Origin of the sequence: Thermodesulfovibrio sp. 3907-1M (assembly GCF_040450955.1) — a bacterium.
Taxonomy (GTDB): domain Bacteria; phylum Nitrospirota; class Thermodesulfovibrionia; order Thermodesulfovibrionales; family Thermodesulfovibrionaceae; genus Thermodesulfovibrio; species Thermodesulfovibrio autotrophicus.
In genome coordinates, this window is the sequence record NZ_CP144373.1 from 316,240 (window position 1) to 331,407 (window position 15,168).

General features: G+C 37.7%; 11 protein-coding genes and 2 CRISPR repeat arrays (1 of these 13 only partly in view). Of the genes, 1 reads left to right on the top strand and 10 read right to left on the bottom strand.

All coding sequences use genetic code 11. The features are described 5' to 3' along the window. A CRISPR array of direct repeats spans nucleotides 1-247; the repeat unit is 35 nt; it begins 616 nt to the left of the window's first position. A 463-nt stretch (nucleotides 248-710) separates the two neighbouring features. Further along, a CRISPR array of direct repeats spans nucleotides 711-1,769; the repeat unit is 35 nt; unit sequence GTCTCAGCCCCTGACGTCAGGGATTCCTGTTTGGA. Nucleotides 1,770-1,884: 115 nt separating this feature from the next. The 9 genes from cas2 to V4D30_RS01830 are packed head-to-tail and all read right to left on the bottom strand — an operon-like array spanning nucleotide 1,885 to nucleotide 13,505. After that, nucleotides 1,885-2,178 carry a CRISPR-associated endonuclease Cas2 gene (cas2, locus tag V4D30_RS01790; RefSeq protein ID WP_353684541.1) on the bottom strand — a complete coding sequence of 98 codons (294 nt, stop codon included), beginning with the start codon at nucleotides 2,176-2,178 and terminating at the stop codon, nucleotides 1,885-1,887. Next, nucleotides 2,162-4,693 carry a CRISPR-associated endonuclease Cas1 gene (gene cas1, locus V4D30_RS01795; protein ID WP_353684542.1) on the bottom strand — a complete coding sequence of 844 codons (2,532 nt, stop codon included), beginning with the start codon at nucleotides 4,691-4,693 and terminating at the stop codon, nucleotides 2,162-2,164. Before cas1 ends, cas2 begins: the two co-directional genes overlap by 17 nt. Nucleotides 4,694-4,707: 14 nt before the next feature. After that, nucleotides 4,708-6,615, bottom strand: coding sequence for an RAMP superfamily CRISPR-associated protein (locus V4D30_RS01800; protein ID WP_353684543.1), 1,908 nt, complete (start codon nucleotides 6,613-6,615; stop codon nucleotides 4,708-4,710). Nucleotides 6,616-6,628: 13 nt separating this feature from the next. Then, complete coding sequence (gene csx19, locus V4D30_RS01805; RefSeq protein WP_353684544.1) at nucleotides 6,629-7,192, bottom strand: CRISPR-associated protein Csx19; 564 nt, start codon at nucleotides 7,190-7,192, stop codon at nucleotides 6,629-6,631. Then, on the bottom strand, nucleotides 7,186-8,505 hold the full coding sequence (locus V4D30_RS01810; protein ID WP_353684545.1) for an RAMP superfamily CRISPR-associated protein: 1,320 nt from the start codon (nucleotides 8,503-8,505) through the stop codon (nucleotides 7,186-7,188). Before V4D30_RS01810 ends, csx19 begins: the two co-directional genes overlap by 7 nt. 2 nt (nucleotides 8,506-8,507) lie before the next feature. Beyond that, nucleotides 8,508-10,016, bottom strand: coding sequence for an RAMP superfamily CRISPR-associated protein (locus tag V4D30_RS01815; RefSeq protein ID WP_353684546.1), 1,509 nt, complete (start codon nucleotides 10,014-10,016; stop codon nucleotides 8,508-8,510). Nucleotide 10,017: 1 nt separating this feature from the next. Beyond that, nucleotides 10,018-10,680: an RAMP superfamily CRISPR-associated protein gene (locus V4D30_RS01820; protein ID WP_353684547.1), complete on the bottom strand. Its 663-nt coding sequence runs from the start codon at nucleotides 10,678-10,680 to the stop codon at nucleotides 10,018-10,020. Beyond that, on the bottom strand, nucleotides 10,677-12,242 hold the full coding sequence (locus tag V4D30_RS01825; protein WP_353684548.1) for a hypothetical protein: 1,566 nt from the start codon (nucleotides 12,240-12,242) through the stop codon (nucleotides 10,677-10,679). The genes V4D30_RS01820 and V4D30_RS01825 overlap by 4 nt, the downstream gene beginning before the upstream one ends. A 30-nt stretch (nucleotides 12,243-12,272) precedes the next feature. Then, entirely contained in the window at nucleotides 12,273-13,505 is a 1,233-nt protein-coding gene (locus V4D30_RS01830; RefSeq protein ID WP_353684549.1) for a DUF1887 family CARF protein, read from the bottom strand. A 344-nt stretch (nucleotides 13,506-13,849) separates the two neighbouring features. Between V4D30_RS01830 and V4D30_RS01835 the strand changes: the two genes are divergently transcribed. Then, the gene (locus V4D30_RS01835; RefSeq protein WP_353684550.1) at nucleotides 13,850-14,248 is read left to right on the top strand and encodes a metal-dependent transcriptional regulator; all 399 of its coding nucleotides are present in this window, start codon (nucleotides 13,850-13,852) and stop codon (nucleotides 14,246-14,248) included. Nucleotide 14,249: 1 nt separating this feature from the next. Here the strand turns inward: V4D30_RS01835 and V4D30_RS01840 are convergent, their stop codons facing one another. Continuing rightward, nucleotides 14,250-15,158 carry a cysteine synthase family protein gene (locus V4D30_RS01840; RefSeq protein ID WP_353684551.1) on the bottom strand — a complete coding sequence of 303 codons (909 nt, stop codon included), beginning with the start codon at nucleotides 15,156-15,158 and terminating at the stop codon, nucleotides 14,250-14,252. Between the last annotated feature and the right edge of the window lie 10 nt (nucleotides 15,159-15,168).

Consider the following 15,168-nt stretch of genomic DNA (forward strand, 5'->3'; position numbering starts at 1 on the left):
GATGTCTCAGCCCCTGACGTCAGGGATTTCTGTTTGGAGATCTTACAGGGTTTTTTCACACCGCTTTCTAGTCTCAGCCCCTGACGTCAGGGATTTCTGTTTGGAGTCTCGTGCTTTACAAAGATTTAAAGAGAGCGGCTGAAAGTCTCAGCCCCTGACGTCAGGGATTTCTGTTTGGAGTTGAGACTCTTTTGGGGGTCCCAAGGGCCTGCGTCTCAGCCCCTGACGTCAGGGATTTCTGTTTGGACTATTCCTCTGTAACCCATTGTTTTCAAAGAGCTTTTTTGGGCGTTTTTGCAAACCTCTGCAGTTTTGAAAGTTTTCAACAACTTTTCAACATAGGTTTGCATACTTGCATTGAAATTATACAATAAATGCATCTTTATCATCAATTGATGGTGATTGAGTTTTCACTGTTTTTGCTCTCCTATGGAAGAAGAATGAGATTGCCACGCCTTTGGCTCGCAATGACAGCTTAGGGTTGTCATTCCGAGGGTGGCATTCCACCCGAGGAATCTCTGAGTCTTTCAATGCTGAAAAAAACAAAGGAGATTCCTCGCTTCGCTCGGAATGACAAAAAAAAGAGTGACGTCAGGGATTCCTGTTTGGACTAAGGTTGTCATTCCGAGGGGCTCGATGCCCTGAGGAATCTCTGAGTTCTTCCGATGCTGAAAAAAACTGAGGAGATTCCTCGCTTCGCTCGGAATGACAAAAAAAAGAGTGACGTCAGGGATTCCTGTTTGGACAGCCCACCGTGGGCATGGGGATTTAGCCCGTGTGTCTCAGCCCCTGACGTCAGGGATTCCTGTTTGGACTTCAAAAAGAAGTAAAAAGTATATCACTCTCAGAGAGTCTCAGCCCCTGACGTCAGGGATTCCTGTTTGGACACGAACTGATCGAATTTATAAGAAACATGGGTGTCTCAGCCCCTGACGTCAGGGATTCCTGTTTGGACATTTTTTGAGACTCTTTTGGGGGTCCCAAGGGGTCTCAGCCCCTGACGTCAGGGATTCCTGTTTGGACTGGGAAGCCATCTTTTATTGTCTGGATAAACAGAGTCTCAGCCCCTGACGTCAGGGATTCCTGTTTGGACTCCTGTACTAGAGTCTATAGAGAAAGATATTCTGTGTCTCAGCCCCTGACGTCAGGGATTCCTGTTTGGACTTAAGGTTGTAAAAGCTGTCTTCTGAGTGAAAGTCTCAGCCCCTGACGTCAGGGATTCCTGTTTGGACATTTTTTGAGACTCTTTTGGGGGTCCCAAGGGGTCTCAGCCCCTGACGTCAGGGATTCCTGTTTGGAGGCTTACTGAAGAATTTGGGTTGTCTACTGCAAAGTCTCAGCCCCTGACGTCAGGGATTCCTGTTTGGACTATGGCGACTACGATGTTATTTATTTCAACACGGGTCTCAGCCCCTGACGTCAGGGATTCCTGTTTGGACTTAAGGTTGTAAAAGCTGTCTTCTGAGTGAAAGTCTCAGCCCCTGACGTCAGGGATTCCTGTTTGGACACGGAGGAAGAGCTCCGTAAAGTCCCCTTTGTCTCAGCCCCTGACGTCAGGGATTCCTGTTTGGACTGAGCCATTATGGCTAACCAGGCTCATACTTTGTCTCAGCCCCTGACGTCAGGGATTCCTGTTTGGAGTGCAGTTGAAGAACTATTTGTAGTAGGAGACAATGTCTCAGCCCCTGACGTCAGGGATTCCTGTTTGGAGTGTTACATGAAGGGATAATAAAGTCTCAGCCCCTGACGTCAGGGATTCCTGTTTGGAGTATTCCTCTGTAACCCATTGTTTTCAAAGAGCTTTTTTGGGCGTTTTTGCAAACCTCTGCAGTTTTGAAAGTTTTCAACAACTTTTCAACATAGGTTTGCATATTCGCATTGAAATTATACAATAAATGCATCTTTATCATCAATTGATGGTGACGGTCTTCCCAGGGTTTTTGCATCTACTATGTCTGTAAGAAGATATATCTTTATGAATCCTGTTTTCACATTAAGAGCCTGTAGTTCAGCAATAAGCTTTTTCTTAAGAAATTCATTTAGTTTACACTCAAAAACGCTTTTTTGAACCCTGAATCCATAGTTTTTGAGAATCCTATCTACCTTAAGTCTCTCTCTGTTATCAGAAATATCATAAACTACTACATACTCATTGAATCTCTTACCACGGTATCTCAAAGATCAGCTCCTCATCTTTTGTGATCCAATTTTTAATCTTTTCTACCTGAGCATAGATGAAATCGTTTAAGGTTGATGAACCGATGCTATAAAATTTGTTCAGATACTCTTCATAATGAACTATTAAGGTATCAAGCATTGATGATTTTAATACAAAGGCACCGTCTATTTCTTTAAAGTCTTTTTTTTCAATCACTTTGAGGTTTATGAGGTTTACTATAAAGTTGTCCATCTTTGCTCTTAAAAGTTCCTGCAGGTCTGCTACAAGAGATTCATAGTTGTTGTCAGGACTATGAAGAAATCCAAGATAAGGATTAAGTCCATTGGAGCAAACAACGGTTCTGATTCTGTTGAATGTAAGGTGGCTGCATAGATTCATCAGGGAGTTTATAGGATCGGGAGTTTTTCTTTTTCGTGTTTTTATATGGAAGTCTCGGTTTTTTATGAGTAAGTTCAGTGCTGCATAAATCTCTTTTGCAGCTATGGCTTCGTATCCGCGGATTGTCTCTAAGGTGGTTGCTTCTATGATTTTTTGTCTTAGATGTTTAAGTTTGTCCTTTATTGGACTGGCAAAAAGATTTCGCTTATAAGTGAGGAATATTTCATAGCTTTTTAGTTTTAAAGAGACAATTTGTTTTGCATAAAGGTTTATCATCTCATCTGTGAGAGAGTAATACTTTGTAGTGTGTCTTACTATGGATTCGTAGTGGGATTTATGGTCTGATTTGACAATGATTACAGGAGACATAAAGTTTGAAGCTATGATCAGAGGAATGTTGTTTTTTATACATTTTCTGAGCATGGGCGTGGTGATTACCGTATCAGTATTGATTATTATTTCGCTTATTCTGTTGAGTGGCACTGTTTGATTTTCTCCCTGCGCATTGGTGATCTTTACTGTGTCGGAAGAGATGCTTAGATGGGTGTCTGGGGTGGCTATGTAGAGAGGTTTTCTCAATCGTTGTTGATGCTGTGGTGTCTGGATGTCTATCCCTGCAAATGTTATGGATTCTTGACTGTCATATTTTATTGATCTTTCATTTATTCTGAGATTTAGATTTTGCAGTAACTGTTTTGCTTGATTGAGTTTTTCATTTAACGCTTCTTCACTTAAGGAGAAAATAAGATAGGTATCGGCATGTCGGAGGGCAACTGTTTCACTGTCGTTTAAGGCTCTGTCTAAATCAATAAGATAAATATTTGCAAGAAGAGGAGAGAGTGGACTTCCCATGGGGAGCCCTTTTTTGCGGGTCAGAAGCTTGCCTTCATGAATGTAGCCAGCTTTAAGAAGTTTTTCAATAAGTTTTATTATGAAGTGATCAGAAAGGGGAATGATTCTTTTTAGCTGGTTTAAGAGTTTAGTATGGTCTATCTGAGTATAAAATCCGTCTATGCTGAAGGTGAGGATTTTATCATATCCAGAGGTTATGAGTTCGTCAATACGAGCTTTTATGTCTTTGCCTGAAATGTGGGGTCTAAAGCTCAGCACTGTAAGAGGCAGTATGTTGTCAACTGGATTTTTCAGGATTTTGTAGATGAAAGAGTGCAAAATCTGGTCTTTCCAGTATAGTTTTTCAGTAAGTATATTGTCTGCAATGAAAGCTTCTGAAGCATTAGGTTCATAATCGGCAGTAATGAATGAGTTGTAAAGCTGTTTTGTTATTTCCTGTGAGTTTAAGCCATTAAATTTTTCTTTGTTTTTGTCAACATAGAATTGGAGAGTTTCTATGATGGGAATTGAGTTGATGTATGATGGTGAATTATCTTGATAGATTATGTAGTAGCCTCTGCCATAGGATAAATGACTGCCTGCATGGAGTTCTGAACACAATATGAGATAGGGAAGCACGGTGTCAACTTCGCCACGAAGATATATTTTGCCTGTGCATCCGTTGATGTATCTTGTGTTGCCTCTTTGAGAAAGAGACTCTACAGCAAGTTCTTCATAACTCCAGTAGGGAAGAAAGACTGTTTTTTCTTCATTAAATGTGATTGAGCTTTCTATATGGAAGAGTCTTTTAAGTCTTGATGACAGCAGAGAAAGAAATTCTGATAATGAGATATGAGCTCTTTTTTTGGGATGTGATGGTTTGAAAGCAAGAGGTGTGAGAAAATCAATACATAGCTCTTGCTGTTTTGCTAATTTTTCGTAAAGTTCCTCATAAAGTAGGGAGTAGTTTCTGAATTCAGGGGGTGAGATTTCCAGAAGCCTAATGTTTCTTGAGTTCCAAGGGTCTTGAAAGTAAACCTGAATGGCATTATAAAAAATCGTTGCTTGCTGTGGTGTCGTGAGAAGTAAAAATGTGACATGAAATTTTTTATTTTTACTAAGTCTGTATTTTAAGGGTTTTTCGTTAATGTGAAAAATTATTTTTTCATTATTAAAGGCGATTGCATTGTTGACTTCTTTTGTAACTGCTTCAATAATTGAGTAAACGGATGTGGATAGAGTATTTTTTGCCTCAAAGCCTGCCTTAACTCTGAACCAGTGAATATCACTGAAGAGATTTTGCATACTCGTTAGACCCTTTATTTTATTACATCTTGAGGTTTTGGTAAAATTTTTCTTTGTTTAAATTCTTCAAGAGAGAGGTATTCGGTATCCTTGTTGTCTGGTTTATGAATAAAATCAAGCATTATTCTGAGTCGTTTCATCCTTTCCTGATTCCAGAGGCTGGTTTTTGTTTTGTCTCCGAGTTTTTCAAGAATGTAGGACTCAAAGGCTTTTTTAAACTCTTCTGCGTTAACAGGTTCTAATGGTTCGTTCCATTCGGAGAATAAATCTTTATATCTTTTGCACCTGTTTGAAAGATAAAGTTTTGGAGTAATTCTAATGGAGCCAAGTCCAAGAGGCTTTCCCATTCCAAGTTTATGGGCACAGCCCTCTGGTAGTTCAATGGCAAAAAGCAGTGCTCCAAGTTCAATCTTTGATAGGTTTTCAAAACGGATCCTGCCACGGAATAAGGTGCCCTCTTTTACAGGGGTGATCTTTGTGTGCTGGGTTTCGTAAATGCCTATGGCATCGTAGAATTTTAGTTTCAAATCTGCTGGTAGTTCTGTTAATTTAAGTTTTACTTTCCCTTTTTGTTTTACTTTCCCTTTTTGTTTTACTTTCACTTTTTCAGAATAGATGAATTTTTCTATGTCTTTTATGTTGATTTTGATGGTTTGTATAAATTTATTAAACTCTTTCTCGTCAAACGAGATTTCCTCTTCCTGCCATACCTCTGGCTTACTATTTGCATCCCTGTGCCAGTAGAGTTTGTAGCCACGAATATTATTGCTGTTGTTGTAATGGGCAAGATTATTGGGAAAAAATTCAAGATTTTTTTCATCCTGCTCCAGATAATGCTGGAAAGCCGTTGGTTTTGGTGAGGAGAGAATTTTTGGGATTGACATATCAAGAAGTGGATTATCAGTGCCTGTGTAGTAGGCGTCTTCAAAGAATACCCTGCTTGCATGGCTTGTTTCTACGCCAAATATAGCTTCTGCTATGTCCATGATATTTTTATTTTTAAGGTTTTCAGGGATATGGTCTCCAATGGTTTTTTCATAGGGAATGCGAAACATGAGAGTGTGTCCAAAGGCAATTCTCTTTTTCCCTCTATGATCATTGTATTCACTATAAAAGCATGGGACTTCTTTTTCAGTTTTAAGCTTTTCTATGAGATTTATCTCTGCTTTTCTTGTCTTATCATTCAAGTAATCATAAATATCATCTTCGGAAAGAGGAATTTTATCGTTGTAGTTTTTAGGTTTTGCAACGAAGTATTCATGTTTTTTGTTATCCATATGTCCTGACACTACCAGATATCCATCTTTGTCTTTGTATTTAACAGAATAGAAATTAAAGGGCTTTGCATCTTTAACCAATTCTTCTACTTCCTCTTTAGGTATCTTCTTATATTCTGTCTTAACTATGTAGTATTTTAAGCCTTCCTTAATAAGGAAGCCTGCTTTTGGTTGTATCTTGCTTGTATACTCATTTCTGAATCTTTTACATTTATCAGCAAAGCTTCTAAAGTATAGACGCCTGTTATCAAAAAACTCAAACTTTCCAAAACTCACTATCTCAACCATAGTTCTTATCATTCCTCTTAAGGAGCTACCTGGGATGCGAAGGATGCCTCCTGGTGAGAAGAAGTCTGGATTTATGTATTGCTCTTTATTCTTTTCCTTGATTAACTTCTCTCTGTATTCGTCCTCTGTAAGGGTGTCTCTGATATAAAGAGGCGTCAAGGTTTTTATCTCAAGATCAATGTAGCCAGTGTATCTGTCTTTATGGTATCTGTCAAACTCAGGTATTTTTTCAGCAGGGATGACTTCTTTATTAAGTGGAATGAAGTTGTAAGGAGCATGAGAGTAAATATCTGTGGTTTGTTGCTGCTTATTATTTTGTTGCTGCTTAATATATGTTTTTTTTTGTTTATGCTTCATTGAATTCCCTCCTTTATTTAAGTTGATTTTTGCTGTCTAAAAATTCAATGAATCTACAATCATTGTATGTAGCGAGATGAGTTTCAGAATTAAAATGGACATAGTTTCTCGTTCTGATAAAGAGACGATTTTTTTTGTTATCCACGGTAAATTTGCTAAAAGGCAGTATTAGTTGAGTCCCTCTTTCCTCAAAAATCCTTGTCCAGCCATTACCATAATCCTCTTTATCTGTGCCCCACAACACCTGACGGGCATCAACTACATGGGTTTCTTCTCCTTCTTCATCAATTCTCAATCTTCCTTTCAATCCTTCCTCTGTTTGCCATACTAAAAGTTCTTGCCTGAGGTTGAATATTCGTAACTTAATTAAGTAGTCTGGATTTATTTTTTTGTTCTGGTAAAACTCAAACTCTCCGTTTATAAACTTTCCAATCAGAACTTCATTGGTGAGATAGGCAACAGCATACGCAGGAGATTCAAAATAGCTTGAGACTGTCTTTTTTAGGTCATCAATTTCAGAGATGATTACAACTTTTGATTGTATTTTCTTTAGTTCAAGTCCATTGGCAACTAACATGTTTCACCTCCATAGTTTACCAAAGCATCTACAAAATCCTGAAGCTTCTTTTTGTCTTCGCTTTTAAGTTTTGATGGATCATCAATTACTATGTTCAGGCTGTTGTATTTTATCTCTGCTGTTTTACCTTCAAGAACTCCTCTTCCTATGGACTTTTCTCCTCCCACAGCAATGTCTCCTGTCCAGAGGTCTTTTAGTAAAAGAAGTATTAGTCCTACTTCGTGGGGTTCAGGGTTTTCTATGGTCAATCTTACATGGAAAAGGCTTTCGTTTTTGCCTCTGAACAGAGGCTTTGTCTCCATAAGAGCAGTTTCAATTGTGCCACCTGTAAATCTGTCTATCTTTATTCTGGTTTGAACTTCAGAGGGAAAGTCTTTGAGAATTGTCTCTTCAACTATAAGCCTTCCTTTTATGGGTTTATCAACATTAGCTCCTGCACTGCCAAAGAGGAAATCCAGAATTTTCATTGGCTTTTCAAGTGTGTTTATAATTCTTTCTGCCCTTGCACGGATTGCACCTTTAAGTGAGGTGCCTGGAAGAACATAGTCATTCCCTGATTTTATATGCTCTGTGTCAGGTAGATTTGGATCCACTGAGTAGGAGCGAACAATAAGAGAGTTTTTAATTGTGAAGAAGGCATCTACTGTAAACTTATTTTCAGACAGTTTTATGGGACTGTATTGAAAGACAGTGGATTCAGGAAGTATGTCAGTCCTGCGGTATTTAAACCAGTTGACAACGTCTTGTTTTCTTGAGAAGTCAAACTCACAGATTTTGTGGTCTTTAAGTTTCATTCTGCCAAAGCCACTGCTTGTTTTTGCACCGACGCGAACTTTTTCATTTTTAAGAAGCTCAACTATGGTGGCGAGCATCTGTTTCTTAAAGTCGTCCTCAACTCCGTTAAGAGTTATCTCAAGATTGAGACTGAAGGTGCTACCTTTGTCTATTATTTCGTAGTCAAATTTTGCCTTATCCTCTGCAATGCCCTTTTTGTTGTTGATTCTGACTCCGTCACGAAATGACACAGAAACATTTCCAATGGGTAAAAGATCACTACAGGCAATGGAGCTCTGGGTTGAATTTTCCTCATCAGAGCGTTTTGTCCCCCAGAAGTATTCAATCTTAGAACTATCAATCCCTACATTTTCTGTCTTATGTCTGAGTACACCGATAAAGGATGTGGCAGGTATAAATGGTCTGCCAGCACTGTCTTTCATTACATCAAGGTCACTGTTTTCTTCCATACCAGAGCCGATAATTGCAGGCGATAGAAGCTCAATGATTCCTTTAAGTATGAGTTTTCCCTTTACCATGTCTACCTCCTATTTTGCATTTTCCTTAATACGGAAAGAAGGGTTGAGAGATAGGTTTTTTTGAGTTTTGTCAAAATATCTGAGTTATTGATATCAAATAGCTCAAAATCCCTTAAGATTCTATTAAAATTATGCTCATTTAGAAGATTTTTGAGTTCCTCGTGATTATCTTTTTTCAGAAAATCAACGAGGAAATCATAGAGGGTTTGCTCACTGGTTTTGCATTTTGTAAGATGATTTTTCGCTGTTGTTTTGAGATTCTTAAGAAGTTCGGTAAGTTTATCCTCTGTAACAGCCTTTTCAAGCTTTGAAAGCAGGGATTTTGGCGGAATATTTTTTTCAAATTCTGATGCCTTGCGTATTGCAATTTTTTGAGTATTAGCGATGAGGAATTCTTCTGCAAGCGAACTAATGATGGATTTTAAAGCTTGTGGAGGAGTACTGACAGGTTTGCTGTATTTTTTATCTTTCTGTGCTATGTAGTATTTCTCACTTTCCTGCCATCCAATAACAAATCTTCCAAATCCAAGATGGGTGAGCATACCTATGCCTTTTTTCTGAAGCTGTCTGAGTCTGGGTATATCATCTTCTTTTACATCAATGATAAATGCAGAGCCTGCTGTAAAGCATATCTCAAGAGGTGTTTTAAGTCTCCAAACTGAGATAAATCCTTCCCATTCTTTAGCTCTGATAAAAGCTTTCTTTACAGGACAGCCTATAGCTCTCTCAAACTCCTTTATATCAACTACAGGAAAGCCATTTTCATTGTAAATGATCGTATCTGAAAGCAGTGTGAGAACAGCCTCACCAGCCTTAATATCTGAATCTTTTATCTCAGAGTAAAACTCAAAGGGTTCATCGCTAAGTATCTCAAATCTTACTTTTCCATACTGGTTACTTTTTGACCGTCCAAGATAGTAAACACCTTGGGGAAAACTCTTTTTAAATTCCAGCAGATTCTCAGCACTACTGAGTATGAATCCCTCAAAAACCTGTCCTTCATCAATTGACTCGTAGTTGAATATAATTCCTTGTTTCGCAACTCCCGTGTGTCTGTCCCTTGAGTGGTGGAAGTTAATAGATTTATTGAGACTTTCAAGATAAATGCTGCTTTCTTTCAGTCTGCAGTAATTGCCATCAAAGGGTTTTGTCTGTATTTCTTCATCTTCTATCTCTGTAAGGAGTAAATCGTAGATTTTACTGTCATCGTGCTTTTCCCTCTGTATGGAAAGAGGCACAGGATAATGTATCTGGAATTCATTTTGGTAGTCTCTGCTTGCAATGTAGGCATTGAGGAATTTTATCTCGCCCTTTATAAACCACTTGAAAAATCTCTCATCGCTTTCTGCTACAGCATTGAGCTTATTTTTCTCTATAAACTCATTTGCAAAAAGACCTCTTAGATGACTGCCAGGGATATAATCAAGGGTTGCAACCATGTTGGGATCTCCTGTGTTAGAACTAAAAATAAGTGGTGACAATGCAGTTATGCGATATCTTATTGCTTGCATACTAACCCTCCATTTGCTTTATAAAATCTAACTCTTTTTCTCCTTCAAGTAGACTGCATCTTATCTCACCAAAGCCTCTGTTTCGCCTCGTTCCAAGTCTTGTGAGATTTAAACAGGCAAAGGAAAGAAGCATTAGAAATGAATCAGTGTTCTCTTTAAGTAAGACTGTGCCTTCAAAAACCGTTCCTTTTTTCAAAACTCTGCAGGTTCTAAGAGAGCCTTCCTTAGCCACTCCTTTTTCAATGGATGTTTGCTGTCTGATCTCTGTGTAGTATTTTCTGATTCCTTCAGGATTTACAATGTTTTGATATTCTTCCATACAGTAACTAAGCCATTGTCTGAGTTCATCATAATCTTTAACTGTGAGATTTGAGATAAACAGAGGGGAAGGCTTTTCACAGCCTGGGCTTCCAAAAAGTTGATTCACTATCAAGTATTCAGATGAGTTCTTTGTGAGGTCAAAGATTTTTATGCCAGCAGAACTAAGCATCTCACATACCTCTGTAGCTGAATCTCTAAGACATCCCTTAATTCTTTTTGAAGGAACATATGGAATGCCAATCTCGTCAAACACTACATCTGAATCAATAACTGCACCAAAGCCTTCAGCAGAACCTACAAGGCAAGCAGACTTTAACTCAATCTTTAGTTTAAGCTGTTTCATTGTTCGCCTCCATTTAGTGCAAACTCTGGATAAAGCTCCATGAGCTCTATCATGTCAAGATATGGAGTTTTCTCATCTATAACAAGCTTTGTTCCATTAAAATGTTTGTATCCTGGTAATCGTATCCCCCTTGCTCTAAGCTCAATCTCAAATAATTCCTGTGCATGCCTGCCAGAGTAAAGGGCTTCTCTAAGTTTCATTATCTTTGTTCTTGGATACATGCTTTTGCCTCTTTTATCCTTTTTCTTTAGTTCATATACTCCTTTTAAGAGTTCGTCAAGCTCAGAGAGTTTATAGGGTCTTAATGTAAGCGAGTAACCGGAGAATTGATAGTGATTTTTTCTTATCTCTTCAATAGAGCCAGAGAATCCTCCATAGGAAAGATGAAAGTCAATCCATGAGCCATCATCTCTTTCGTATTTTCTTCTGTCTTTTGCTTTTTTAAGAAGCTGTTCGGCAAGAGCATAACCTCTGTAAAAAGGATATTTTGTCTTTGTAATTGCCACACCTGCACAGGCACTTATTCGTAATCCATCACTAACTTTTTGTCTTTCAAACTCTTCAAGAAACAACTTCGCAAGCCATACTCCAAGCCTGCCTTCAGATACAAAGGTTATGTCATCTCCACCTATGATTATCGGTCTTACTGGGAGTATCGTTTTATTATCTTTCTTGTGCAGTTCAAAGTCATTACTCATTCTTGGAATCTCTTCAATGAGTCTTTTGAGCATTATCTTAAAGCATCTGAGAGTTGCTTCAGTCAGGGAGACTGAGAGCTTCCGTAAATCAGGTAGAGTTTTCTGATTCATGAATCTTTTACTCATATTATTTCCATCTATGTGAACGATAGCTATGTGGCTGTCTTTATGTTTTTTCTGACCAAGCTGTTCAAGCTCATTTGTAAAATCATACTGCTCTGGTAGAGCATTTTCCTCAATCACATTTTTTAAAATCTCCCTGTATTTCTTAGTTGCTTGGTCTACTACCGCTATCTTTGCATTGGCAACACTTGATATGTAATCCCTCTCATCAGATGGAAGGTTATCACACCATACCTCTCTGGAATAACCAGTTCTTGCACAATCAGCTGTGATGCCATGTCTTGGAATCACTGTTTGCGGAACGAATTTTGCTTTGTTTTCGGCGAGAGTTTCAAAAAGAGTCTTCAGAGTTTGGGAGAAGTTGTCATTAAGATCAATTCTGCCAATAGCAGCAGCTACTGTGACCCCAGGACAGTAAACAAGAAGCATTTTACTCCATTGTTCAATAAACTGCCTTGCTTTGTTTTCATCGGCAAAAAGTAAGAAAGCATTTCCTCCACCGACATAACCTACTTCATAGGGTGCGTCTTTTTTTATTGCTATTTTTTCAGGTTTGTTTTTCCAGTCCTCCAGTAGTGAGCTGTTCACTTCACCAAATACTTCTTTGATTGCTTCTTCAAGATAGACTTTGTAGATTTTCTCTTCAACTATGAAGGATGCACCCAGATTTTCTTTGAGATTGTTGGTACTGAAGATATACTTCTGGATGGATACTGTGTCAAGTAGCACGCCAAAACACATAAATACCTCCTTTAAGAGAGATTAAAAAATCTATTTAATTAATTCTTTTATTCGGTCAACGAAGACCTCTTCCCTTAAATCCCTTTCACTGAGAACTATTAAGCTTTCACCTCCTCCTGTATCAATGCTGAGTTCTGAATTCAGTATTTTCGCTTGCTCTTCATCAAGTCTTGTTACTAAAATAGCTTTTGCTTCATCTCCACCAATCTGCCTTGTTCTGAGGAATATCTCAAATCCTTTGCTTTTACAAAGACCTCTTCTGTCAGAGGTGGTGCAGGAGATTCCAATTAGTTGATAGCCCTTGATGAGTACAACATCAAGTTCAAACTTTTGATTCCCCCACTCAGGCTTTTTTATCTCTATGTTGCTTTCTATATGGAAGTTACTGAAGGAAAAATGTTTTTTAACCATGTCAAAGACATACTGTTCAAGCCATCCTCCATCAAGAAACCTTACAGTTTCTTTCAATTGCTTGTTTTTGGTAGGTTCTTTGAAGGAGCCATCTTTGTCGTATAACCTGAACTCTTCGGGCATGGCTTGAAAAATGCTGATCAGAGGCTCTTTTACTTTACTGTTTCTGAGTTCATCGGAGATATCTTTTACTTTTTCTATAAGATTATCACCCTTTGTAAATAGCCTTCTATTATATGCATTATAAAATTCCTTAAGTCTGTCATTTTCTATGAGCTCTTTAAAACATGATAATGCTTTGCTGAAGTCTTCATGATAAATTTTTTTATCTTTTATATATCCGTGAAGCTCAATAATTTCATCTATTGTAAGAATTACTTCACATCTGAGATCAGGCGTGAATGATTTTTCTTTGTCAAAGACGATTCTGAAGTTTCTTGCATCAAGATAGGAAAAAGACGCTGAATGCTTGTATTCAGCAAGCCATTTGTAAACATGAATTCCCATTACCTTTGTCCCACCTGTGTAGTTAAGATGAACTTCTAAAGAGGAAAGTTTATTTTTCAGATGTTGGTTGAGGTCATGATTAATTGCTGATGGCGAGCTTACATCAGAAAGAGGAACGAAACAGAATTGTAAATTTCTGTTATGGTATCTTTTTTTTGTGAGAGTTTGAATGTTTTCTGCATAATTACGAGTTCCGCTTTGATTAATCTGTCTGTTTTCTTCTGAGTATATGAGATAGATTTTATTTATATTGAGATTGGTTTTGAGGAAGTAATTAAGAACAACGAAATTTGGTAAAGGATTTGTGCCAACCAGAAGTATTATGGTGTCAAACCTATTATTCATAAAGTTTGATTTGAATGATATAAAACATTATTGATATTTATGTCAACTTTTTATGTTATTCCGATGGTGCATCCTTTTTTCTTTGTCATTCCGAGCGTTTTTCTCTGACATTCCGAACCTGCCAGAGGCAGGTGAGGAATCTCCTCTTTGTCTTTCAGTATTGGAATTAGTCAGAGATTCCTCGGGCGGGATGCCACCCTCGGAATGACAAGGAAAAGCCGAATGATAAGCGGAAGTAATTGAAAATTAGGGAAGCTATAAATTATTGATTTTCAAGAATTTGTAACTTTTTAAACAGTTTCATAAAAACATGGATTAATTTGGTTTTATGTTATAATAATTATGTGAATGCTGAAATAAAATTAGAACTAACTGAAAATCTTGAAGACTATTTATATGATATCTTTGAAATTTTGAAAACTGCTCCTATTGCAAGAATAAAGGATATTGCAAAAAAAAGAAATGTAAAACTTTCCAGTGCAGTTATTGCTGCAAAAAGCCTTGCTGAAAAAGGTTTGATAAACTATCAGAAATATGAGTATATTACACTAACTGAAAAAGGACTTAAAATAGCAAAAGAAATTGAAAATAAAAAGAAAATACTTTATAAATTTTTAACTGAAATTCTTAAAGTAACTCCAGAATCTGCTCAAAGAGATGCTCATAAGATGGAACATGATTTATCAGAGGAAACAATAAAGAAGATTATTGAGTTTACGAAAAATTTTAAAGGCATCTCTTAAATTACGGTGGGCATTTGCTGCAGATTGATGCAAAAAGTGATGTTGAAAGGTATCTGTCTCCCCTGTCAGGTAAAATTACAACAATAACTCCACTACGAAGTTCACTGGCTTTTTTCAATGCTACATGCATTGCAGCACCAGAGGACATTCCAACAAATACTCCTTCTCTTATTGCTAATTTCCTCGTTGTATCAAATGCTTCTTCATCATTTACATAAATTTTTTCATCAAGCCTTGATGGATCAAAAATTTTAGGCACAATTGATTCAGACATATTTTTCAATCCCTGAATTCTGTGTCCTGGCACAGGTTCAACTCCGATGATCTGAATATTGCTATTAAACTCTTTAAGGCGTTTACTTACGCCCATAACTGTTCCTGTTGTCCCCATCCCTGCCACAAAATGAGTGACTTCACCCTTTGTTTGCTCTATAATTTCTTTTCCAGTTGTTTCATAATGAGCCCTTATGTTGGCTTCATTGTCAAACTGATTTGGCATAAAATAAAGCTCAGGTGCTTCCTCGTATATCTGATAGGCAAGCTTTATTGCTCCATCAGTGCTTTCTTCAGCAGAAGATAGAATTAATTCTGCACCAAGCGCTTCAAGGACTCTTCTTCTTTCCACACTCACACAGGCAGGCATTACAAGTTTTATCCTGTATCCTTTAGCTGCAGCAATCATCGCAAGCCCTATACCTGTATTGCCTGAAGTCGGTTCAAGTATTATTCTATCCTTTGTAAGTAAGCCTTTTTCTTCTGCTTCTTTTATCATGTAAAAAGCAGTTCTGTCTTTAACAGAACCACCAGGATTTGCTCCCTCAAATTTTCCGTATAGCAATACTTTCGGATTTGGATTAATTCTGTCAAGCCTTATAAGTGGCGTATTTCCTATAACATCTAAAACGCTCATAAAAATTATT